Annotated in this window: 21 protein-coding genes; 15 read left to right on the top strand and 6 right to left on the bottom strand. The window is 72.9% G+C overall.

Annotation, left to right across the window (positions count from 1 at the left end; genetic code table 11):
* The first annotated feature begins 12 nt into the window (after positions 1-12).
* The 3 genes from BIV04_RS05120 to BIV04_RS05110 all read left to right on the top strand — a co-directional run bounded on the left by BIV04_RS05120 (position 13) and on the right by BIV04_RS05110 (position 3961).
* Positions 13-2103: a fructose-specific PTS transporter subunit EIIC gene (locus BIV04_RS05120; protein WP_071254918.1), complete on the top strand. Its 2091-nt coding sequence runs from the start codon at positions 13-15 to the stop codon at positions 2101-2103.
* 154 nt (positions 2104-2257) lie between these two features.
* Positions 2258-3034 carry a hypothetical protein gene (locus BIV04_RS05115; protein WP_071254916.1) on the top strand — a complete coding sequence of 259 codons (777 nt, stop codon included), beginning with the start codon at positions 2258-2260 and terminating at the stop codon, positions 3032-3034.
* 156 nt (positions 3035-3190) lie between these two features.
* On the top strand, positions 3191-3961 hold the full coding sequence (locus BIV04_RS05110) for a gamma-glutamyl-gamma-aminobutyrate hydrolase family protein (RefSeq protein WP_071254914.1): 771 nt from the start codon (positions 3191-3193) through the stop codon (positions 3959-3961).
* Positions 3962-4029: 68 nt separating this feature from the next.
* Here BIV04_RS05110 and BIV04_RS05105 read toward each other — a convergent pair whose 3' ends face one another.
* From BIV04_RS05105 to BIV04_RS17395, 4 genes are read right to left on the bottom strand one after another with little or no spacing between them, the layout of a single operon-like run.
* Positions 4030-4809, bottom strand: coding sequence for an SDR family oxidoreductase (locus BIV04_RS05105; RefSeq protein WP_071254912.1), 780 nt, complete (start codon positions 4807-4809; stop codon positions 4030-4032).
* 60 nt (positions 4810-4869) lie between these two features.
* Complete coding sequence (locus BIV04_RS05100; RefSeq protein WP_071254910.1) at positions 4870-5646, bottom strand: DeoR/GlpR family DNA-binding transcription regulator; 777 nt, start codon at positions 5644-5646, stop codon at positions 4870-4872.
* A 48-nt stretch (positions 5647-5694) separates the two neighbouring features.
* On the bottom strand, positions 5695-6738 hold the full coding sequence (gene pdxA, locus BIV04_RS17400; protein ID WP_071254908.1) for a 4-hydroxythreonine-4-phosphate dehydrogenase PdxA: 1044 nt from the start codon (positions 6736-6738) through the stop codon (positions 5695-5697).
* Positions 6735-8030, bottom strand: coding sequence for a four-carbon acid sugar kinase family protein (locus tag BIV04_RS17395; protein ID WP_071254906.1), 1296 nt, complete (start codon positions 8028-8030; stop codon positions 6735-6737). Before BIV04_RS17395 ends, pdxA begins: the two co-directional genes overlap by 4 nt.
* A 158-nt stretch (positions 8031-8188) precedes the next feature.
* Between BIV04_RS17395 and BIV04_RS05085 the strand changes: the two genes are divergently transcribed.
* From BIV04_RS05085 to BIV04_RS05040, 10 genes are all read left to right on the top strand, one after another.
* On the top strand, positions 8189-9763 hold the full coding sequence (locus BIV04_RS05085) for an ABC transporter substrate-binding protein (RefSeq protein WP_071255283.1): 1575 nt from the start codon (positions 8189-8191) through the stop codon (positions 9761-9763).
* A gap of 2 nt (positions 9764-9765) precedes the next feature.
* Positions 9766-10701, top strand: coding sequence for an ABC transporter permease (locus BIV04_RS05080; protein ID WP_043594466.1), 936 nt, complete (start codon positions 9766-9768; stop codon positions 10699-10701).
* A complete protein-coding gene (locus BIV04_RS05075; RefSeq protein ID WP_083396171.1) occupies positions 10698-11708 on the top strand; it encodes an ABC transporter permease in 1011 nt (336 codons plus the stop codon). The genes BIV04_RS05080 and BIV04_RS05075 overlap by 4 nt, the downstream gene beginning before the upstream one ends.
* Positions 11705-12589, top strand: a complete 885-nt coding sequence (locus BIV04_RS05070; RefSeq protein WP_071254905.1) for an ABC transporter ATP-binding protein — start codon at positions 11705-11707, stop codon at positions 12587-12589. The genes BIV04_RS05075 and BIV04_RS05070 overlap by 4 nt, the downstream gene beginning before the upstream one ends.
* The gene (locus BIV04_RS05065; RefSeq protein WP_071254904.1) at positions 12582-13412 is read left to right on the top strand and encodes an ABC transporter ATP-binding protein; all 831 of its coding nucleotides are present in this window, start codon (positions 12582-12584) and stop codon (positions 13410-13412) included. The genes BIV04_RS05070 and BIV04_RS05065 overlap by 8 nt, the downstream gene beginning before the upstream one ends.
* Complete coding sequence (locus tag BIV04_RS05060; protein ID WP_071254902.1) at positions 13409-14365, top strand: aldo/keto reductase; 957 nt, start codon at positions 13409-13411, stop codon at positions 14363-14365. The genes BIV04_RS05065 and BIV04_RS05060 overlap by 4 nt, the downstream gene beginning before the upstream one ends.
* A 66-nt stretch (positions 14366-14431) precedes the next feature.
* Positions 14432-15232, top strand: coding sequence for an HpcH/HpaI aldolase/citrate lyase family protein (locus tag BIV04_RS05055; protein WP_071254901.1), 801 nt, complete (start codon positions 14432-14434; stop codon positions 15230-15232).
* Entirely contained in the window at positions 15229-16599 is a 1371-nt protein-coding gene (locus BIV04_RS05050) for an exo-alpha-sialidase (RefSeq protein ID WP_083396170.1), read from the top strand. The genes BIV04_RS05055 and BIV04_RS05050 overlap by 4 nt, the downstream gene beginning before the upstream one ends.
* 3 nt (positions 16600-16602) lie before the next feature.
* Positions 16603-17310, top strand: coding sequence for an SDR family NAD(P)-dependent oxidoreductase (locus BIV04_RS05045; protein WP_071254899.1), 708 nt, complete (start codon positions 16603-16605; stop codon positions 17308-17310).
* 215 nt (positions 17311-17525) lie between these two features.
* Positions 17526-17798: a hypothetical protein gene (locus tag BIV04_RS05040; protein WP_071254896.1), complete on the top strand. Its 273-nt coding sequence runs from the start codon at positions 17526-17528 to the stop codon at positions 17796-17798.
* A gap of 216 nt (positions 17799-18014) precedes the next feature.
* On the opposite strand, the gene BIV04_RS05035 is transcribed toward BIV04_RS05040, so the two are convergent.
* Positions 18015-19142, bottom strand: a complete 1128-nt coding sequence (locus tag BIV04_RS05035; RefSeq protein WP_071254894.1) for a Gfo/Idh/MocA family protein — start codon at positions 19140-19142, stop codon at positions 18015-18017.
* On the bottom strand, positions 19139-19942 hold the full coding sequence (locus tag BIV04_RS05030; RefSeq protein WP_055970859.1) for a sugar phosphate isomerase/epimerase: 804 nt from the start codon (positions 19940-19942) through the stop codon (positions 19139-19141). The genes BIV04_RS05035 and BIV04_RS05030 overlap by 4 nt, the downstream gene beginning before the upstream one ends.
* Before the next feature lie 171 nt (positions 19943-20113).
* Here BIV04_RS05030 and BIV04_RS05025 point away from each other — a divergent pair, with 171 nt between their 5' ends.
* Together BIV04_RS05025 and BIV04_RS05020 are read left to right on the top strand one after the other, a co-directional pair.
* The gene (locus tag BIV04_RS05025) at positions 20114-21394 is read left to right on the top strand and encodes an MFS transporter (protein WP_071254891.1); all 1281 of its coding nucleotides are present in this window, start codon (positions 20114-20116) and stop codon (positions 21392-21394) included.
* 42 nt (positions 21395-21436) lie between these two features.
* Positions 21437-22369 (top strand): endonuclease/exonuclease/phosphatase family protein, encoded by a 933-nt coding sequence (locus tag BIV04_RS05020; protein WP_071254888.1) that lies wholly within the window; start codon positions 21437-21439, stop codon positions 22367-22369.
* The last annotated feature ends 114 nt before the right edge of the window (positions 22370-22483 follow it).

Genomic DNA, 22483 nt, shown 5'->3' with positions numbered 1-22483 from the left:
GAGCAGAACAGCATGTCATCCCTCATCAGCACCGACCTCGTCGGTCTCGACGAAGACCTGGGCGGCACGTCGACCGACGTCATCCGCGCCCTGGCAGCGCGTGTCGCCGCCTCGGGCCGCGCCGGCTCGGCCGACTCGCTCGCCGACGACGCCATCAAGCGCGAGGCCTCGGTCGGCACCGGCGTCCCCGGCGGCATCGCGATCCCCCACGCCCGGTCGGCCTCGGTCACCGAGCCCACCCTCGCCTTCTCGCGGCTCGCCCGCACGGTCGGCTTCGGCGCCCCCGACGGCGACGCCGACATCGTCTTCATGATCGCCGTGCCCGAAGGCGCCGACGGCGACCACATGACGGTCCTCTCGACCCTCGCCCGCGCCCTCATCCGGGACGACTTCACCGCCGCCCTCCGCGCCGCGAAGACGCCCTCCGACATCGTGAAGCTGGTGGACGACGAGGTCAGCGGCGAGGTCGCCGAGACGCGCGGCGCCACCGCGACCACCGCGGCCGGCGCGACCAGCGCCTCCTCGTCCGCAGCCGACGCCGCGGGCGACGGCGCCCGTCGCCCGAAGCTGGTCGGCGTCACCGCCTGCCCCACCGGCATCGCCCACACCTTCATGGCCGCCGACGCCCTCGTCGCCGCCGCGAAGCGCCTCGGTGCCGACCTGCAGATCGAGCCGCAGGGTTCGGGCAAGGTCACCCCGCTCGACCCGGCCGTCATCGCCGAGGCCGACGCCGTGATCTTCGCCGTCGACGTCGACGTGCGCGACCAGGGCCGCTTCGCCGGCAAGCCCGTCGTCCGCGGACCGGTCAAGCGCGGTGTCGACGCCCCCGACGCCATGGTCAAGGAGGCGCTGGCCGCCGCGAAGGACCCGAACGCCGCCCGCGTGAGCGGCACGGCCGCCGGTGCCGCCGGTGCCGCCGCCGGCTCGACGACCGAGAAGCAGGGCTTCGGCTCGTCGCTCAAGCGCTGGCTGCTGACCGGCGTCTCGTACATGATCCCGTTCGTCGCCGGTGGCGGTCTGCTGCTCGCCCTGGGCTTCCTGCTCTCGGGTTACGAGATCGCCGGCAACGCCGCGACCGTGCTGACCGACTACTCGCTGTTCAACCTGCCGCCCGAGGGTCTGATGTACTTCCTCGGAGCCGCCGCGTTCCAGATCGGCAACCTGTCGATGGGCTTCCTCGTCGCCGCCCTCGCCGGTTACATCGCCTACGCGATCGCCGATCGACCCGGCATCGCCCCCGGTTTCGTCGCCGGCGCCGTCGCCGTCTTCATGGGCGCCGGCTTCATCGGCGGTCTCGTCGGTGGTCTGCTCGCCGGCTTCGCCGCCTACTGGATCGGCAAGCCCGACGTGCCCCGCTGGCTGCGCGGCCTGATGCCCGTCGTGATCATCCCGCTGCTCGCGTCGATCTTCGCCTCGGGTCTGCTCGTGCTCGTGCTCGGCGGCCCGATCGCCGCCCTGACCGTCGCCCTGACCGACTTCCTCAACGGCCTCAGCGGCACCGGGGCGATCGTCCTCGGCGTCATCCTCGGCCTCATGATGTGCATCGACCTCGGAGGCCCGGTCAACAAGGTCGCGTACTCGTTCGCCGTCGCCGGCCTGTCGGCGGGCTCGATCAGCGACAACCCCGCTCCGCTGATGATCATGGCCGCCGTCATGGGCGCCGGCATGGTGCCGCCGCTGGCCATGGCCCTCGCCTCGACCGTGCTCTACCGCAAGGGCTTCTCGCAGGTCGAGCGCTCCAACGGCACGGCCGCCTGGCTGCTGGGCGCCTCGTTCATCTCGGAAGGCGCCATCCCGTTCGCCGCGGCCGACCCGCTGCGCGTGATCCCCGCGAGCATGGTCGGAGGCGCGGTGACCGGAGCCATCTCGATGGCCGCCGGCGTCACGTCGCAGGCCCCCCACGGCGGCATCTTCGTGTTCTTCGCGATCGGCAACCTGGGCATGTGGGCGCTGGCGATCGTCGCCGGCACCGTGGTGAGCGCGTTCGTGCTCGTCCTGCTGAAGAAGTTCGTCCGCCGTGGTGCCGCCACCGGGGCCGACGCGTCGGCCGAGGCCGCCGAGGCCGGTTCGGTCGTCGGCCAGCGCAGCCCCGTCGCCGCGTAGGCGCGGAGGCGCGGAGGCGCGTCGCCGCCGAGGCGACCACACGAGGAGGCGCGCTCCGGGGAGTCCCGGAGCGCGCCTCCTCCGCCGTGGACGGTCCGCGGACGGGCGGTCGCGTCCTCTACCCTGGCGTGAGCAACCGATTGGACCCCACGCCGTGACCGACATGAGCCTGAGGCTCCCCACCACCCATTTCCGTGCCGTGCTCGACCTGGGCCAGCGCCCGGCCGCGCAGACACCGCTGCCGACCGCGCTCGGCAAGCCGAACCTCTACGCCGAGTACGACGACGACGACCTGATCACCGCCCTGTACGTCGGCTACGAGACCGGGCAGGTGCACCTCGAGACCACGCCCTCCGGCGACGTCGAGCACCACTTCCACCTCGCGAACGGCGACGACAGCGACCTCAGCCCCTTCGGCGTCGCCGACACGCGCGCGCTCGTCGAGTGGTCGACCCGGCTGATCGTCGACCTGCACCGCCGCATGCCCGACCTGCTCGACGAGGTCGACGAGGCCGCCGCCTGGCACGACGCCGGCTTCGACCTCTACGTCTGCGAGGTCGAGGAGCCGCGCAAGCTCGACCTGATCGAGGTCGACATCGAGGGCGAGCTGCTGACCCTGCCGTGGCTCGGCTCGGGTGCCGTCGAGCACGACCACATCGAGGGCGACGACCACCCGATCGCGCTGAGCTGGACGCCGCAGGGCGCGTCCGACGCCGTGCCGATCGCCGAGGCCTGGCTCGACCCGCGGACCGACCAGCCCCTCACGAAGGCCCTGCCCGGCATCGACTGGGACGCCGTCGGCTGGGGTCGTGACGAGGTGCTCCCCTGGCTCGAGGCGATCTACATGAACCACCACGTCCTGCCCGACGCGGCCGGCACGATCCTCACGGGCGTGCTCGAACGGCTCGGCGGGATCGACGGCACCGACTAGCGACCCGTCGCGCCCGGCTCCGCGCCGCGTTTCGTGCACGGCACCGGGTCTCGTCGCGGCGCGGTGCACGAAACGCGGTGGGGTGCGCGGCGTGCGGCCCGGGCCGCGGGGGCCGCAGGGGCCGCGGTCGCGGCGCGACGCTGCCAGGATGGCGCGATGAGCGACTCGCCGGCACCGCGCCTCCTGAACCTGTTGGTCCTCGACGTCACCGACGAGGCCCGCGACGACCCGGCGTTCGAGCGCGAGCTCGACGACCTGTCGACCTCGGTGGTCGCCGCCGCCGAGCAGGTCGGCTTCGCGGTGCGCCGGGTGCCCGCGAACCGGCTCGGCGACGTGCGCACCGCCCTCGCCGAGGCCGACGCGGTGCTCGTCACCGGCGGTGAGGACGTCGACCCGAGCCACTACGGCGGGCCGGCCGACTACCCGGGGCGGGGCCAGACCTTCGCCGACGCCGACCGGGTGCAGTTCGAGGTGGTGCGCGGGTCCGTGGAGGCGCGGGTGCCGCTGGTCGGCATCTGTCGCGGCATGCAGGTGGTCGACGTCGCCCTCGGCGGCGACCTCGTGCAGCACCTGGAGCACCCCGGCCACTTGAACCCGGACGACGTCTCGGACAGCATGGTCGACCATCCCGTCCGCCTCGCCGACGGCAGCACGCTCGCCTCGATGCTCGGCACGACGTCGCTGGTCGTCCGCAGCTCGCACCACCAGGCGGTGGGACGCCTGGGCGAGGGCCTGCGCGCGGTGGCCTGGGCCGACGACGGCACGGTCGAGGCCGTCGAGCACGACACGGCACCGGTGTGGTGCGTCCAGTGGCACCCCGAGGACCGCGGCGCGACCGGCACGGTGCTGACCGACCTGCTCGTCGCGGCGCGCGACGCCGCACTCGCGCGGACCACCGGCGATCGGTCGCGTCGCACCGCCGACTGAACGTCGCACCACGCACTTCGTCGGTGCGACGTTCATTTCGTGGTGCGACGCGGGGCGGCGCCTAGCGCCTAGCGCTCGCGGACGATGAGGGCCGAGGCCGCGGTCACGAGTCGGCGGGGCAGGAAGCGGTGCGCCTGGGCGCCGATCGCGTTGCCGAGCCCGCTGACCACGACGGCACGGCGACGGCGGACGGCCCGCAGTGCCGCGGTGACGACCTGCTCGGGCGTCTGCCGACCGCTCGTGAGGAAGTCGCTCCCGGTCGCGGCGAAGAACCCGGTCTCGGTCGCCCCCGGGCAGAGGGCCGTGACGGTGACGCCCGATCCGCGGACCTCGGCGTGCAACGCCTCGCTGAACGAGAGCACGAACGCCTTCGTCGCCCCGTAGACCGCCATCGTCGGGATCGGCTGGAACGCCGCGGTCGACGCGACGTTCACCACCGTGCCGCGTCGGCGGGCCACCATGCCGGGCAGCAACGCGCGCGACAGCGCGACCACCTGCGAGCAGTTGAGGTGCACCTGCGCCTGGACGGCGGCGGGGTCGGACTCGGCGAACGCCCCGTGCGAGCCGACGCCGGCGTTGTTCACGAGCACGTCGATCGTGCGGTCGCCGACCGCGGCCAGGACGATCTCGACCCCCTCGGGCGTCGACAGGTCGGCGACCACGGCCGTGAACGACCCGGAGGCGCGGGTCGCCACGAGCTCGGCCCTCACCTGCTCGAGGCGGTCGCCGCTCCGTGCCACGATCACCACGTCGTGGTCGGGCGCGAGCCGCCGGGCGAACTCGGCGCCGATGCCGCCGGACGCGCCGGTGACGAGGGCGGTGGGCAGGGTCGCGGTCGGTGCGGGCATGCGCCCATCCTGCCCGACGAGGAGCCGACCCTCCGACGAGGTCGCGCCACCGCCGCGTCGTCAGCCGGCGGGCGCGACGACCACGTCGACGCCGGCGGCCGCGAACTCGGCCAGCGCCTCGGGCGAGGCCGTGGCGTCGGTCACGAGCGTCCAGCCCTCGGGCAGCGCCGCCCGGGCGTGGAACGTCGCGCGACCGAGCTTCGAGCCGTCGGCGAGCACGTAGACGTGCTCGGACTGGCGGCACATCAGCTCCTTCAGCCGGGTCTGCACGAGGTCGGCCTCGACCACGTGCCCGGAGGCGAGCACGCCGTCGGCGCCGAGGAACACCCGGTCGAAGGTCAGGCGCTCGAGCGCGGCCTCGGCCAGCGGCCCGACGAAGCCCTGGCTGGCCGGGCGCAGCGTGCCGCCGAGGCACTCGAGGTGGATGCCGTCCGAGTCGGCGAGCTGCTGGATGACGGCGATCGAGGTGGTGGCGACGGTCGCGACCAGACCCGAGCGCGCCTCCCGGGCGAAAGCTGCGACCGACGAACCGGCGTCGAGCAGCAGCGTCTCGCCGTCCCGGACCAGCGTGCGGGCGTGCCGGGCGATCTCGGCCTTGGCCACCCCGGCCTCGAGGTTGCGCTGACGGAAGGTCGGCTCGGCACCGGGGGCGCCGAGCGGCATGGCCCCGCCGTAGGTGCGGGCGATCTCGCCGCGCCGGGTGAGCTCGGCGAGGTCGCGGCGGATGGTCGACGGGGTCACCTCGAAGCGACGGCTCAGCTCGTCGACGCTCGCCAGGCCCGTGGTGTGGGCCAGGTCGACGATGTCGCGGCGTCGCTCCCGTGCCGTGGTGCTCATGCGCTGGTGCTCATGCGATGGCCGTCCTGATCGGTGTGGCGGGCGACGTCACGCCGACGGCGCACCGACCTCGACGGCGTCGGCCGGGCTGGGCGACATCTCGACCGCCTGGCGCAGCGCCTCGATCATGCTACCGACGGCCACGACGCCGGTGCCGGCGATGTCGAACGCGGTGCCGTGGTCGACCGAGGTGCGGATCACGGGCAACCCGACGGTGATGTTGACCCCCGCCTCGATGCCGAGCACCTTCACCGGCCCGTGGCCCTGGTCGTGGTACATCGCCACGATGAGGTCGTAGTCGCCACGACCGCCGAGGAAGAACGCGGTGTCGGCCGGCAGCGGCCCGACGGCGCGGATGCCGTCGGCCTGCAGCACCTCGATGGCGGGGGTGATCTTCTCGGCCTCCTCCCCGTAGCCGAACAGGCCGTTCTCGCCGGCGTGCGGGTTGATGGCGCAGACGCCGATGCGGGGGTCGTCGACACCGGCGCGGCGCAGGGCCTCCCAGCCCCGGCGCACCGTGCGCTCGACCAGGCCGGGCTCGATCTTCGCGATGGCGTCGATCAACCCGATGTGGGTGGTCACGTGGATCACCTTGATCTTGGGCGTCGAGAGCATCATCGACACCTCGCCGACGCCCATGAAGTGCGCCAGCAATTCGGTGTGGCCGGGGAACACGTGACCGGCCTCGTGCAACGCCGCCTTGTTGAGCGGCGCGGTGCAGATCCCCTGCACGAGACCGGCCATGCCGAGCTCGCACGCGATGCGGATGTACTCGTACGCCGCATGGCCGGCCTCGGCTGAGACGGCGCCCCAGGGCAGGTCGGCCGAGAGCAGGTGCGGGTCGACGACGTTGATGCGGCCGGGACTGAAGACGGCGTCGGCGGGGCCGTCGACCTCGACGATCTCGGCCTCGACCCCGAGCGCTGCGGCTCCGAGCCGCAGCCGGTGGGCGTCGCCGACGACGACCGGGCGGGCGTCGCGGTAGGCGGCCTCGTCGAGCAGTGCGCCGACGGTCACCTCGGGTCCGACGCCGGCGCCGTCGCCCATGGTGACGGCGATGAACGGCCGCGTGTCGGGTGTCGTCGTGGTCATGGGGTTCTCCGTTTCGTGGGGGCGCCGGACGCGGCCGACGCGGTGAGGTCGTGGGGGTCGGCCCCGGCGCGGGTGCGGCGCACCAGGTCGACGAGGTCGGCGAGCACGGTCGGGCCGCCGAAGCTGCCGGGCTTCGTGGCGACGAGCCGGTCGTCGCCCGCGAGGCCCCGCCCGTCACCCGCGAGGCTGAGGACGGCGCCGTGCTCGACCTGCGCCAGCGGCCGCAGGGTGGTCGTGGCGAGCCGGTCGAGCACGGCCCGGGCGGTCTCGCCACCGGTCAGCACGAGGTCGAGCTCGACGGTGGCACCGATCCGGGCGACGACCTCGGCGAGGGCCGCCGACCCGACGAGCGGGTCGGGCAGGCGCCGGGCGGTCACCGTCAGCACGGCGACGGACGACCGGGACAAGGAGGCGCGGGTCACCTCGACGAGGTGGCCTGCGTCGTCCGCCGGGTCGAGCACGTGCACGTCCGCACCGGTCGCGGCGAGCGAGTCGGCGTGACCCCGGGCCACCTCGGCGGCCGAGCCGACCACGACGAGGACGGGTCGCACGGGCCCGACCCCGCCACGGGGCCCGACGTCGTCGGACGCGAGGGCGGGGGCCCCCGGGGTCACGGCCGGAGCCACCGCGTCGGCCAGCGCGGCGGCGAGCGCGGCGCTGCCCGCGAGGGCGATCGGCCGACGGACCCCGGGGCGGACGGCCAGCCGGAGGGCGGCCTTGACCACGGCCGCGAGGTCGTCGTCGGTCTCGGCGTCGACGAGGGCGAGGGCTCCCCCGACGAGTGCGTCGTCGAGGCGGGCGGCGAAGGCGGCGGGGTCCGAGCGCACGACGTCGAGGCCGACGAGCACCGAGGGGTGGTCGACCAGGTCGGCGAGGCTCGACGGGGCGTCGTGTGGCTCGAGGTGCCAGAAGGGCGTCTCGGCCAGCGGTCGCCCGTCGACCAGGGGCCGCCCGCCGACGACCGTGCGCCCGAGGGCCGGCAACGCCCCCGCCACGACGACGTCGTAGCCTCGCCCGGTGAGGGCCTCGAGCTCGGGCCCGACGTGACCACGCCACAGCGAGTCCGTCTTCTTCAGGACGAGGGTGCCGTCCGGCAGGGGCAGCGTGTCGATGGCGACCCGCGCCTCCTCGGCGGTGCCGGCGCGGGTGCCGACGTCGACGACCGTCACCCCGGCGGTCCGTCCCGACGGCACGCCGAGCGAGACCGTGGTCTCGTGACCGCGCAGCCGGAACTGCTCGGCGGTCTCGGCGGCGCCGGACAGGTCGTCGGCGATGACGGTGATCGGGGTCATGATGCGGCCATCCTGACACGACTGCGCGTTGTGCGCCAATGGTCTTGCGCGAAACGCGCAGCACTGGCACAGTGTCATCCAGCCCGGACGAGGGCGTCGCAGCGCTGCGGGACCGGGCGCCGTCGACCTCGTCGAACCCCTGGATCGAGAGGTCGATGATGACCGTTCCGTTCGCGGACCACGAGATGTCGCGCCGCACCCTGCTCCGATGGGGTGCCGCGGCCGGACTCTTCGTGACCGCCACCAGCCTCGCCGGCTGCGCCGGCCCGACCGGACTGCCCGGGCCCGGCACGCTGACCCTGGCCCTCAACCGCTCGCTGGTCAGCCTCGACAACAAGCTCAACCAGTTCGACGCGGCCGTCACGGTGCAGCGGGCGGTGCGCCAGGCGCTCACGCAGATCGGCCCCGACATCACGCCCGAGCTCGTGCTCGCCGAGAGCTTCGAGCCGACGACCGACACGCAGTGGACGGTCCGACTGCGCGAGGGCGTGCGGTACTCGGACGGAACGCCGGTCACGGTCGACGACGTCGCCACCGCGCTCCAGATGTACGAGCAGGTGCAGGGCTCGTTCGTCGCCAGCTTCTTCCCCGAGTTCCCGACCGTGACCGCGATCGACGAGCGCACCTTCACGCTCGACTCTTCGCAGCCGATCCCGGTGCTCGACGCGTTGATGAGCAACATCCTGATCACGCCCGCCGCCGCCAACAAGCCGGAAGAGCTGCAGGACGGCGTCGGCAGCGGCCCGTTCGTCGTCACCCGGTTCAACCGCGGCGCCGGCACCTACAGCCTGACCCGTAACGAGCAGTACTGGGGCGAGGCCCCCGGCGTCGACCGGGTAGAAGTGCGGTTCCTGCCCGAGGAGTCCAGCCGCGTGATCGCCCTGCGCAGCGGCGAGGTCGACGTCATCGACTCGATCACGCCCGACTCGGCGACGCAGCTGCAGGGACTGCCCGGCATCGCCCTCGACGAGGCCTCGAGCCTGCGCATCAACCAGATCTTCTACAACTTCCGCAAGCCCGAGGGGCATCCGCTGGCCGACGCCCGGGTGCGCGAGGCGCTCAGCCACGCGATCGACGGGCGAGCCCTCGTGCGCGACGTGCTGACCGACTCGGTGACGCAGGCCGACGGCGTCGTGCCGCCGAGCCTGCTCGGCTACGCGAAGACCGGCGAGTACAGCTACGACCCCGACCTCGCCCGGCGCACGCTCGCCGACCTCGGCGCGAGCGATCTGACGTTGCGCATCATCTGGGAGACCGGCGAGTTCGCCGGCGACACCTTCATCATGGAGGCCCTCGTCGAGATGTTCGGCGCGATCGGCGTGCGGACCACCCTGCAGCAGTTCGAGCCGGGCGGCGACATCCTGCAATGGCGCCAGGGCAAGGCCGGCGACTGGGACCTGCTCGGCAACGGCTTCTCGGCCCCCACCGGCCTCGCGCTGACCATCCTGCAGGGCATGTACGCGGGCACCGCCGAGAAGGAACAGACCCGCGACACCTACCAGGGCTACGTGCAGCCCGACGTGGCCGAGGCGATCGCCCGGGCGTCGACCGAGCCCGACGCGACCCTGCGACAGCAGCGGCTCGCCGAGGCGCAGCAGGCGGCCTGGGACACCTGGCCCTGCGCCTGGGCCTTCGTGCCCAAGTCGGTGCTCGCCCGTCGCGAGCGCGTCGAGCGGCTCTCGCTCGCGTCGTCGAACTCGTACCCGCTCTCGAGCGTCCGACTGGGGGCCTGACCATGGCGACCTACATCCTCAAACGCCTCGGTCAGGGTCTGCTCACCGTGTTCCTCACGGTGTCGACGGTCTTCGTGCTGATCCGCCTCGCCCCCGGCGACCCGGCCGTGGCCTACGCCGGGCCGCTCGCCACGAACGAGCAGCTCGCCGCCGTGCGCGAGCAGTTCGGCCTCGACGACCCGCTGCTGCAGCAGTACGGCGTGTTCCTGCAGCAGTTGTTCACGGGCAACCTGGGCACCTCGTACTCGTTCCAGGCGCCGGCCGTGCAGGTCGTCCTCGAACGACTGCCGTACACGCTGACGCTCTCGTTCGCGGCGATACTGCTGGCGGCGGTCGTGTCGATCCCGCTCGGCGTCTGGATGGCCCGCCGCACCGACACCCGCAGCGAGACCGGCGTCAACGTCGTCGCGATCGCGGGCCAGTCGATGCCCGACTTCTGGACCGGCATCCTGCTGCTCAGCGCCTTCGCCGTCGTGATCCCGATCTTCCCGGCCTCGGGCTTCGCGACCTGGGGCGGCCTCGTCCTGCCGACCGTGACGATCGCCATCCTGCAGGTGGCCCTCATCTCCCGGCTCGTGCGACGCGAGATGGCGACCAACTTCTCGGCGCCCTACCTGACCGTGGCCCGGTCGCGCGGCGTCTCGGAGCGGGCCCTGACCTGGCGCTACGCCATGGGCAACTCGGCGATCCCGGTCTTCACGGCCCTCGGCACCCGCTTCGCGGCGATGCTCAACGGCGTCGTCGTGGTCGAGGTCGTCTTCGCCTGGCCCGGCGTCGGGTCGCTCATCGTGCGGGCGCTCGAGACCCGCGACTATCCCCTCATCCAGGCGACCGTGCTGGTCACGTCGCTGCTCGCCGTCGGCGTCCAGCTGCTGATCGACCTCGCCTATCCCCTGCTCGATCCGCGCGTGCGGCTCGGAAAGGCGAGTGCCGCATGACCCGCACCGACACCACCGGACGCCCGTCCGGCCCGGCGACCGCCGGCCCGTCCGGCCGGACCCCCGAGGAGGCGCGACCCACCGCGGTCACGCCGCGCCTGCTGAAGAGGTCCGAGGCGGCCCGACGGACCTCCGCCGCACGCGTCAAGCTCTGGGTCGGCGCGATCTGCGCCCTCGTGGTCATCATCCCGATCGTGCTGGCGCAGGCCCTGCCGCTGCCCGACGCGAACGGCCAGGACCTCGGCAACCGCCTCGCGCCTCCGTTCACGGCCGGTCACCTGTTCGGCACCGACCAGCTCGGCCGCGACCTGCTCTCGCGCGTGCTGCACGGCGGCCAGGTCTCGCTCGCGATCGGCGTGCTCGCCGTCCTCGTCTCGGGGGCGATCGGCGTCGTGCTCGGCTCGATCGCCGGGTTCTACGGGCGCTGGGCCGACACGCTCATCAGCCGGCTGCTCGAGGCCCAGATGTCGCTGCCGCTGCTCATGATGCTGCTGCTCGTCGTGGCGCTGTTCGGCCCGTCGATCCCCGTGATCACCTTCGTCATCGCCATCGCGCAATGGCCCGAGGTGGCCCGGCTGACCCGTTCGCTCGTGCTCGTCGAGCGAGAGAAGCCGTACGTCTCGTCGGCCCGGACGCTCGGTCTGAACCGCTTCACGATCCTGCTGCGCCACGTCGTGCCCAACGTGATCAAGCAGGCGACGCTCGTCGTGCTGCTGCTGCTCGCCCAGGCCGTGCTGCTCGAGAGCGCCCTGAGCTTCCTCGGGGCGGGCCCGCAGCGACCGTTCGCCACCTGGGGCCGCATCATCTCGGACGGCCAGGACTACGTCACCACGGCCTGGTGGATGGTCACGATCCCGGGCCTGTTCATCGTGCTGCTCGTCGTCGGGGTGAACCTGCTGGGCGACGCCCTGCGGGACCGGCCGCGCCGGACGGCGGCCTCGCGCCTCCGTCGGTTCGTCGGGCTGCGCCCGTCGGCCTCGGCCGAGAAGAAGGGATCGATCGCATGAGCCTCGCCACCGACGACACCGTCGAGCCCGACCTGCTGCTCGAGGTGCGTGACCTGCAGATCGAGCTGATGACGACGAACGGCATCGTGCGCGCCGTCGACGGCGTCTCGTTCCACATCGCCCGCGGCGAGACCGTCACGATCATCGGCGAGTCCGGCTCGGGCAAGTCGACCACCGCGATGGGCGTGCTGCAGCTGCTGCCCGCCGACCTCGCCGTCGTCTCGGGACACGTCCGCATCACGGGCCTCGACGTGCTCTCCTCCGCCTCGGCGGTGCGGAAGGTGCGGGGTCGGGCCGTCGCGCTGATCCCGCAGGACCCCATGACGGCGCTCAGCCCTGTGCGGTCGATCGGCTCGCAGCTCGGTGAGGCGATCCGCATCGCCGGGGCCGCCAGCGGTCGAGCCGCCGTCACGGCCCGGGCGGTCCGTCTTCTCGAACAGGTGCACATTCCCGATCCGGCGGCCCAGCTGAGGAAGTTCCCTCATCAGCTCTCGGGCGGCATGCTGCAACGCGTGCTGATCGCGATCGCGCTGGCCTGCGAGCCGCAGCTGATCGTCGCCGACGAGCCGACCAGCGCCCTGGACGTGACGGTGCAGGCCGGCATCCTCGACCTGCTGCTCGAACTGCAGGAGCAGCGCGGCATCGGCCTGCTGATGATCACCCACGACCTCGGCGTCGCCCGCCTGGTGTCCGACCGCATCCACGTCATGAAGGCCGGCGTCTTCGTCGAGTCGGGCGACGTGCGACAGATCGTCGCGCATCCGGCCGAGCCCTACACGCAGGGGCTGCTCGCCGCGGTGCCCACCCTGGGCGCCTGGGACGAGACCCCGACCCCACCCGCCACGACCAGCACCGACCGACCGGAGGCCACCCGTGTCTGACACCATCCTCGAGGTCGACGACCTCGTCGTCGACTACGGCAGCGGCTCGACCGCGCACCGCGCCGTCGACCACGTGTCGTTCTCGGTGCGCCGCGGCAGCACCTTCGCCATCGTGGGCGAGTCCGGCTGCGGCAAGTCCACGATCGCCAAGGCGGTCATGCGACTGCTGCAGCCGACCAGCGGGCGCATCGTGCTCGACGGCACCGACCTGGCGACCCTGTCGGAGGCGCGGTTGCGGCCCCTGAGGCACCGGTTCCAGATGGTCTTCCAGGACCCCTACGGCTCGCTCGACCCGCACCTGAGCGCCCGGGACATCGTCGCCGAGCCGCTGCGACTGAAGGGCGTGCGGTCGGCGCAGGACCGCGCCACCGAGGCGGCCCGCCTGATCGACCGCGTCGGCCTGCCGTCGACCGCGCTCGACCGTCGCCCGCACGAGTTCTCGGGTGGCCAGCGCCAGCGCATCGGCATCGCCCGGGCGCTCGCCTCGAGCCCCGACCTGCTCATCTGCGACGAGGCCACCAGCGCGCTCGACGTGTCGGTGCAGGCGCAGGTGCTCGAGTTGCTGCGCGAGATCCAGGTCGACACCGGCATCACCTACGTCGTCATCTCGCACAACCTCGGCGTCGTGCAGCAGATCAGCGAGAGCGTGCTCGTCATGAAGCAGGGTGCCGTCGTCGAGCAGGGTGCCACGGCGCAGGTGCTCACCTCGCCCGCCGAGGACTACACGCGGCGGCTGCGCCGGGCCGCCCTCGACCCCGCCACGATGACGGGCGTGAAGCCGCGCCACGTCGTCCGCAGCCTCTCGTTGGGAGCCACCGCATGACCCGCACCGCGCCTCCTCGGCTCGTGCTCGGTACGATGACCTTCGGCGACACCGTCGACGAGGCCACCGCCGCCCGCATGCTCGACACCGCGCGCGACACGGGCGTCACCTGGATCGACACGGCCAACGCCTACGTCGGCGGGACGACCGAGACGATGCTCGGCCGTTTGCTCGCGGGCCGACGCGACGAGGTCGTGCTGGCCTCGAAGGCCGGCATGCCGCACGCCGACGCGGGCGGACTGCCACCGCTGTCGGCCGTGGCCCTGCGCGCGAGCGTCGAGGCCAGCCTGCGTCGCCTCGGCACCGACCGGCTCGACCTGTTCTACCTGCACCAGCCCGACCGGCTGACCCCGCTCGACGAGACCCTGTCGACGGTCGCCGCCCTCGTCGCCGAGGGCAAGGTGCTCTCGCTCGGCGTCTCGAACTACGCCGCCTGGCAGATCGGCGACGTCGAGCGCGTGGCCGACGCCGTGGGGGCTCCCCGCCCGGTCGTCGCGCAACAGCTGTGCAACCTCGTCGCCCGGCGTCTCGACGACGAGTACCTCGAGTTCGCGAGCGTCCACGGGCTCGAGACGATGGTCTACAACCCGCTCGGCGGTGGCCTGCTGACCGGGAGGCACCGCTTCGACGAGACGCCGGCCGACGGACGCTTCGGCGACTCGGCCCTCGCCGAGATGTACACGAAGCGCTACTGGGACGCCGGCCTGTTCGCCGCGATCGACCGACTGTCGGGCGTCGCGGCCGAGGCCGGGGTGACGCTCGTCGAACTCGCCCTGCGCTGGGTGGCGTACCGACCCGAGGTCGGCTCGGTGCTGCTCGGCGGGTCGAGGCCCGAGCAGCTGACCGCCAACGTCGCCGCGATCGCCGACGGGCCGCTGCCCGACGAGGTGGTGGCGGCCTGCGACGAGGTCGGGCGCTCGTTGCGGGGGCCGATGCCTCCGTACGCGCGCTGACCCGCGCCTCCTGATCTCCCCCGACCGAACCGCACGCACCGCACGCACCGCACGAGAGAGAGCACCATGAGCACCGCCAGCGACTTCGCCCGCACGATCCGCCGCCGCGAGAGGGCGGTCGGCTACTGGATCACCCTCGACGCCCCTCCCGCGACCGAGCGCATCGCGCGGCTCGGGTACGACTACGTCTGCCTCGACGCCCAGCACGGCCTCTTCGGCTACGCGGGCATGATGACCGGCCTGCTCGCGATCGACGCGGGGCAGACCTCGGCCGGCCTGGTGCGGGTCGAGGCGAACGACATCACGCCGATCGGCAAGGCTCTCGACGCGGGCGCCGCGGGCATCATCGTGCCGCTCGTCGACACGGCTGAGGACGCCGCGTCCGCCGTGCGCAGCGCGAAGTACCCGCCGCACGGCCGCCGCTCGTACGGACCCATGCGGTCGAGCCTGCGCATCGGCCCCGTGCCGGCCGACGCGAACGACACGACGATCGTGCTCGCCATGATCGAGACCCCCGACGGGCTCGCGAACGTCGAGGCGATCGCCGCGACGCCCGGGCTCGACGGCCTCTACGTCGGGCCGAGCGACCTGTGCATCGCGGTCGGTGGGGCCTACCCGGGCGACCCGGCCGTGCAGGAGGCCTTCGACGCCGCCCTCGTCCGCGTGGCGGCGGCGGCCGAGGCGGCAGGCATCGCCGCCGGCATCCACACGCCGCACGGGGACGTCGCCCGGCAGCGGCTCGCCGCGGGCTACACGTTCGCGACGGTCGCCGGTGACCTCAACCACCTCGAGGCCGCCGCACGCGACCACCTGCAGCGGGCGACCGCGACGGACGAGCCCGACGCGACCGCAGGAGGCGCGGCATGAGCACGCAGGACACGGCGGCGGATGCGGGCGCCGCGGTCCCGGTCGACGCGGTCCCGGTCGGCGCAGACGGCGCGGACGACGTCGTCGCCGACGGCCGACTGCGACCCGACGCGGCGGGACGCTCGTGGTCGTACCTGCCCACGGCGACGGTGCAGTCGCACGCGGCCAACCTCGCCGAACTGCCCGACGGTCGCCTGGCCTGCGTCTGGTTCGGCGGCACGCAGGAGGGCGTCTCGGACATCCACGTCTGGTTCTCGACCCTCGACGGCGAGGTGTGGTCCGAGCCCGTGCGGCTCAGCGACGATCCCGCGCGCTCCGAGCAGAACCCCGTTCTCTTCACGGCCCCCTCGGGCGACGTCTGGCTGCTCTACACGGCTCAGCGGGCGGGCAACCAGGACTCGGCCGAGGTGCGCCGCCGGGTCTCGACCGACGGAGGGGCGACCTGGGGCGAGCCGTCGACGCTCTTCGCGGCCGACGAGACCGGAGGCGTCTTCGTGCGGCAGCCGCCGATCGTCACCCGGGACGGCGACCTGCTCGTGCCGGTCTTCCGCTGCGTGACCACCCCCGGGCAGGCGTGGGTGGGCGACCACGACACGAGCTCGGTGATGACCTCCCGGGACGGCGGCAGCACGTGGGGTGAGGTCGCCGTCCCGGGCAGCACGGGGGCCGTGCACATGAACGTGCACGAGCTGCCCGACGGCTCGCTGCTCGCCCTCTTCCGCAGCCGCTGGGCCGACGCCGTCCACGAGTCCCGCTCGACCGACGGCGGCCGCACCTGGACGGCGCCCGCGCCGACCGAGCTGCCCAACAACAACTCCTCGGTGCAGTGGGTCCCACTCGCCGACGGGCGCCTCGCGATCGTCTACAACCACCGCCGCGCGGACGCCACGACCCAGCGCCGCCTCGGGCTCTACGACGAGATCGACGAGTCCGGCATCGTCGAGCAGGCGATGCTGCCCGGCGCGGACGCGGACGTCGACCAGGAGGCGCGGGCCGGGTCGACGACCTCGGCGGGCGTCCCGGCCGGGTCGCCCCGCGCCTCCTCGGCCGTCGGTGCCGCGGACGACGTGACGACCCCGGACCGCACGGCGTTCTGGGGCACGCCCCGGGCTCCGATGTCGCTGGCCGTGTCGACGGACGGCGGCCGCAGCTGGCCGCACCGCGTCGACCTCGAGGACGGCGACGGCTGGTGCCTCTCGAACAACTCGCGCGACGGGCTGAACCGCGAGCTGTCGTACCCGAGCATCACGCAGACGAGCGACGGCGCCGTGCACGTGGCCTACACCTGGCACCGCCAGGCGATCCGCCACGTGCGCCTGTCGCCCGCCGACCTGCCCGGCCTGCCCGGCTCGGACGTCAGGGACTGAATCGTGGTCGGCGACGAGACACGGGGCGGGGCCGGGGCCGTTCGGCACGCCGTCGTCACGGGCTGCAGCTCGGGCATCGGGCGGGCGATCGCCGGGTTCCTCTCGGCCGAGGGGTGGCGGGTGACCGGGCTCAGCCGGCGCCCGGTCGACCTGGGCGAAGGGTTCTCGTGGCTCGGCTGCGACCTGTCGGTGCCCGGTGGCGTCGCGGCGGCGGTCGCCGACGTCGAGCCGGTCGACGCGATCGTCCACGCGGCCGGGTTCCAGGTCGCCGCCCCGCTCGGCCGACTCGACCCCGCCGCGCTCGAGGGCATGTTCGCCGTGCACGTGGGGGCCGGGGCCGCCCTCGTCGACGCGCTCGTCGACCGACTGTCCGACGGCGGTCGCATCGTGCTGATCGGCAGCCGCACGGCCGTCGGTGTCGCGGGCAAGAGCCAGTACGCGGCGACGAAGGCGGCCCAGGTCGCCCTGGCCCGCAGCTGGGCGGCCGAACTGGCGCCGCGGGGCATCACCGCCAACGTCGTGGCGCCGGGGCCCACGGACACGCCGATGCTCGCCGACCCGGCCCGCGCCTCCTCGGCTCCGGTCGTGCCGCCGCTGGGCGCGCTCGTCGACCCGGTCGATGTGGCCGCGCTCGTGGCGTTCGTGCTCGGGCCGCACGGACGGAGCATCACGGGGCAGGCGCTCGTCGTCTGCGGCGGCGCCTCGCTCTGAGAGAGGTCGGGGTGGGGCGTCCTGTCCGGAAAGCGAGGATCGGCCCGCGTTGTTTTGAATCAATCAAAAGAAGGCGTATGGTGGTGATAACGCCGACGGAGGCCAGGGCCACCGTCGAACGTCTCGGCGCAGCCCTCCCCGCCGGTCACCGCCCGCTCGATCCCACGATCGCGGGCCCCCGACCAGCACGATCCGCCCAGCCCCGAGGAGTCACCGTGAACACCACCGCCACGACCACCCGCACCGCCGTCACCCCGCTCGGCGGCCGCTACGTCAGCACGACCGCCGCGCCGACGGTCGGCTCCTACGTCGGCTCGCCGGCCGCCGACGTCGCCCCCGGCTCGTACGTCAGCACCCCGGCTCGCCGCGACCTCTCGATCGGCCGCTACACCGCCAGCGCGCTGCGTCGACTCTCGGCCGCCACGGCATCGGTCCGGACGGCCACGGGGTCGATCCACACCGCCACCGGTTCGATCCGCACCGCGTAGTCGGCCGGCCCGGTCGGGGTCGCCCCGCCCCGACCGTCCCACCTCGGCGGCCCGGAGAGGCCCCCGACCAGACCCGGGCCCGCCGCGCGACCTGAATCCGCGCGGCGGGCCCGTTTCTGTCGAGACGTCACGAACGGCCGCTCACCTGTCGAGGTGAGCGGCCGTTCGTGACATCTGGGCAGCCGAGCCGGACCCGACCCGGCTCGGCCCGCCGGACTAGAGCGTCGCGGCCGAGGGGTCCCAGCTCTCGTCGAGCGGCACCGGCTGCTGCACGGCGGACTCGACGGCGACCGGCGCACCCTGCTCGGCGGCGGACGAGATCGCCAGCAGCACGTCGAGCACGTGCGAGGCGACGGCCCCGCTGGCGCGCTCCGCGTCGCCGCCGCGGATCGCCCGCGCCAGGTCGAGCACGCCCGAGCCACGGCCGTAGGTCGACCCCGCGGCGGCGAGCGTCTCGGGCTCGTCCTGGCCGAAGCGCCACAGGCTCGAGTCGCCCTCGAACGTGTTGGGGTCGGGCAGGACGAGGGTTCCCTCGGTGCCGCTGATCTCGACGAAGCCCATGCGGGGCAGCGCGTTCTGGAACGAGAACGTGGACTGGGCCGACTGCCCGCCGGCGAACTCGATGAGCGCCGCGTGGTGCGTCGGCACCTCGACCGGGAAGGTCTGACCCGCGCGCGGGCCGCTGCCGATGGTGCGGGTGTCGAACGACTTCGACGAGACCGCACTGACGCGGCTGGCCGAGCCGAACGCGTGCACCAGGGTCGTCACGTAGTACGGCCCCATGTCGAAGAGCGGACCAGCTCCGAGTGCGAACAGGAAGTCGGGGTTGGGGTGCCACGACTCGGGCCCGGGCACGTGGAACATCGTGGTCGCCGTCAGGGGCTGGCCGATGTCGCCACGGGCGATGGCGCGCATCGCCGTCTGGATGCCGGCTCCGAGCACGGTGTCGGGCGCACACGCGACGCGCACGCCGGCCGCCTCGGCGGCGGCGAGCAGGTCGCGCGCGGACTCGTGGTCGAGGGCGAGGGGCTTCTCGCTCCAGACGTTCTTGCCAGCGGCGATGATCTGACTCCCGACCTCGGCGTGCACGGCCGGGATCGTCAGGTTGACGACGATCTCGATCTCGTCGATCGCGAGCAGCTCGTCGACGGTGCCGCGACCCGGGACGCCGTAGGTCTCGGCCTGCGCCTCGGCACGGTCGAGGTCGAGGTCGGCGACGAAGAGCACCTCGAGGTCGGCGAACTTCGTCATGTTCTCGAGGTAGGTGCCGCTGATGACGCCCGCGCCGATGACGCCGACGCCGACGCGTCCCGTGCGACCGGCGGTCGTGTCGACGCCGCTCACTTGTCGTTCTCCTGCAGCCAGGCGAAGGACTCGGCGACGCCCTCGAAGACGTCCTTCGCGTAGTCGTCGAACTCGACGACGCGCAGCGCGTGCGGCGCCGCGGCGAGCACGGCGGCGACGTCGACGTCACCCTGGCCGGCGGGGGTCTGGTTCTTGAAGGCGGCGGCGAGCGCGTCGGGCACCTCGAGGGCGCTCTCGCTGCTGGGCAGGGCGGTCGCGATGTCGCCCGAGATCTTGCCGTCCTTGACGTGCAGGAACTGCACGCGGTCACCCAGCGAACGCAGCAGCGCCGGGGTGTCCATGCCGCCGACGGTCGACCAGAAGGTGTCAATCTCGAGGACGACGTCGTCGTTCAGGCGCTCGAGGAAGAAGTCGTAGACGGGACGGCCGTCGACCTTGTTCGCGAACTCCCACTGGTGGTTGTGGTAGCCGAACTTCAGGCCCGACGCCGCGGCGAGGACCTGCAGCTCGTTGACGCGGTCGGCGATCTTCGCGGCGTCGTCCGCGGTCTGCCAGCGGTCGCTCGGGATGAACGGGTCGATCACGGTGCCGATGCCGAGCTGGGCCGCCGCGGCGAAGGCGCGCTCGGGCTCGTCGGAGTCGATCACGGGGGCGTGGCCGGAGGGGGCGGTGACGCCGGAGGCGGCGAAGGCCTTCTCGAACTCGTCGGCACGCTCGACGAACGAGTAGGGCTCGACCTGGGTGAAGCCGATCTCGGCGATGCGGGCGACGGCGCCCTGCAGGTCGGCCGAGACGGCATCTCGGACCGTGTAGAGCTGGACGGAGGGTGACGAGGTCATGGGATGACTCCTTTGTCGTGAGGGGATCCGGTGGTCTGCGCCCAACTCTGTCACTTATGTCGACCGATGACAAAAGTTTGTCCCAAATCGACGCAATGGCTTGCCCGGGCGACACCCGCTGTGTATTCTGCGAACACCTAGCGCGACTAGGTTTTGACTCGAGGAGGCGTCATGGCCAACCCAGGCCCCATCGGCACGCAGGGCGTGCTCACCCAACCCGTCAGCACCGTGAGGGTGTCGCGGGGCTACATGATCGCGCTGGGGCTGGCTCAGTTCGGCCTGTTCGCCGCGCTCATGGCGCCCGTCTTCGTCAGCATGCAGCTGAAAGCGCAACAGCTCGTTCCCGCCGACCCCGAGGGGGTCATCGGACAAGTCCTTCCCTTCGGCGCGTTCGGTGCACTGCTCGCGAATCCCCTGATCGGTGCCCTGAGCGACCGCACCCGCACGCGCTGGGGTCGGCGCCGTCCGTATCTCGTCGGTGGCGTCGTGGCCTTCACGATCGCCCTCGCCTGGCTGGCCTTCGCCCCGAGCGTGCTCCAACTCGGCCTGGCCTGGGTGCTCGCGCAGGTCGCGGCCAATGCCGTGCTGGCCACCTTGACCGCGAGCTTCGCCGACAACGTTCCGCAGTTCCAACGAGGCAAGGCCTCGAGCATCATCGCCCTCGCCCAGAACGTGGCCATCCTGGCGGGCATCTACCTCGCCGTGCTCTTCGTCGACGACCTGCCGCTGCTGTTCATCGTCCCGGGCATCGTCGCGATCGTCTTGATCCTCGTGTACTGCGTCGTCGCCCGCGACGACCTCCCCGAATACGAGCTCAAGCCATTCACCTTCGTCAACCTGATCAGTTCGTTCTGGACCAACCCCATCAAGAACCCCGACTTCGCCTTCGCCTGGTGGTCGCGCTTCCTGATCATCCTCGCGACCTTCATGTTCACCACGTACCGCCTTCTCTACATGGAGAACCACCTCGGCATCGACGACAGGGCCGAGGCCACGGCCGCCGTCGCCTTCGGCGTCCTGCTCTACACGATCGCGTTGATGGCGAGCGCCGCCCTCTCGGGCTGGCTGAGCGACAAGCTCAAGATGCGCAAGGTCTTCGTCGGAGGCTCGACCGCCCTCTTCGCGGTCGGCCTGATCCTGCTGGCCCACGCCGAGACGGTCACCGGCTTCTACGTCGCCGAGATCGTCATGGGCTTCGCCTACGGCATCTACGCCGCCGTCGACACGGCGCTCGTCGTCGACGTCCTGCCGAACGCCGACCGCCCGGGCAAGGACCTCGGCGTCATCAACATCGCCAACGCGCTGCCCCAGTCGCTCGCGCCCGCCCTCGCCCTGTTCTTCCTGGGCATCGGCAACGCCGGGTCCGACAACTACACGGTCATGCTCTGGGCCGCCGGCGCGGTGGCCATCCTCGGCGCCCTGGCCGTCATCCCCATCAAGCGCGTGCGCTGAGTCGGGCGGTGGCGTGTGCGACGGCCTACCGTCGCACACGCCATGACGCCCCCGACCGACACCTCCGCCGCCACCCCCGCCACCACCGGTCCGGGTGACCACAGGGTCGTGCCGACGGTCGGCCCGGTCGTCGCCCCCGACCTGCACCTCATGACCTACAACGTGCGGCGGCGCATGCCGCAGGTGCTGGGCACCCGTCACGCGCTGGCCGACCGGTGGTCGACCCGCCTGCCGGCACTGCGCCTCCTGCTCGAGGCCGAGCGCCCCTCGGTGCTGGGCATCCAGGAGGCGCTGCCCGACCAGTCCGCTCAGCTCACGGACGCGCTGGGCTCGGACTACGCCTCGGTCGGCACGGGTCGCGACCGCGACCGCGGCGGCGAGCGCGTCGAGTTGCACGTCGACACCACCCGGCTGAGGATCGTCCGTCACGAGGCGCTCTGGCTCTCGGCCACCCCCACGGTCCCGGGATCGCGCTCGTACGGCAACATGATCCCGCGCACGGCCGTCCACGCCGAGCTCGACGACCTCGCGACCGGGGCCCGACTGCACGTCGTCGTGACGCACTTCGACCACCTCTCGGCCCGCTCGCGGCGGCACTCCGCCGTGCAGCTGCGCACCTTCACCGACGCCCTCGACGGGCCCGTCGTCGTGATGGGCGACTTCAACGCCGGCGTCGGCTCCCCCGCGCACCGCGAACTGACCCGCGGTCGCCTGGTCGACAGCCGCGAGGTCGCCGACGAACGCCTCGACCCCGGCTGGGGCTCGTACTCGAACTACGGCCCGCCACGCACCGGCGGCCGCCGCCTGGACTGGTTGCTCGTCGACGCCGGGGCCCACGTCGATCGGGCCGGCGTCGGCGGGGTCCGTCCCGGCGGCGTCGCCCCGTCCGACCACGACCCGGTGCACGCCGTCCTGCGCTGGCCGTCCGGGCACGCCGCACGGCACCCCGCCGAGCACCACCCCGAGGAGTCCTGAGATGTCCACCGTCGCCGAGACCTTCCTCCGCCGTCCGCACGGCGTCCTCGAGTACGTGGCCGACAGCGTCCGCGTGGTCGCCGCCCTGAGCGTCGTCGTGGTCGGCGTCGGCTG

The sequence above is a fragment of the Frigoribacterium sp. MCBA15_019 genome, assembly GCF_001864945.1.
Taxonomy (GTDB): Bacteria; Actinomycetota; Actinomycetes; order Actinomycetales; family Microbacteriaceae; genus Frigoribacterium.
Note: the sequence above shows the minus strand (reverse complement) of the source record. Positions and strands in the feature narration are given on the sequence as shown.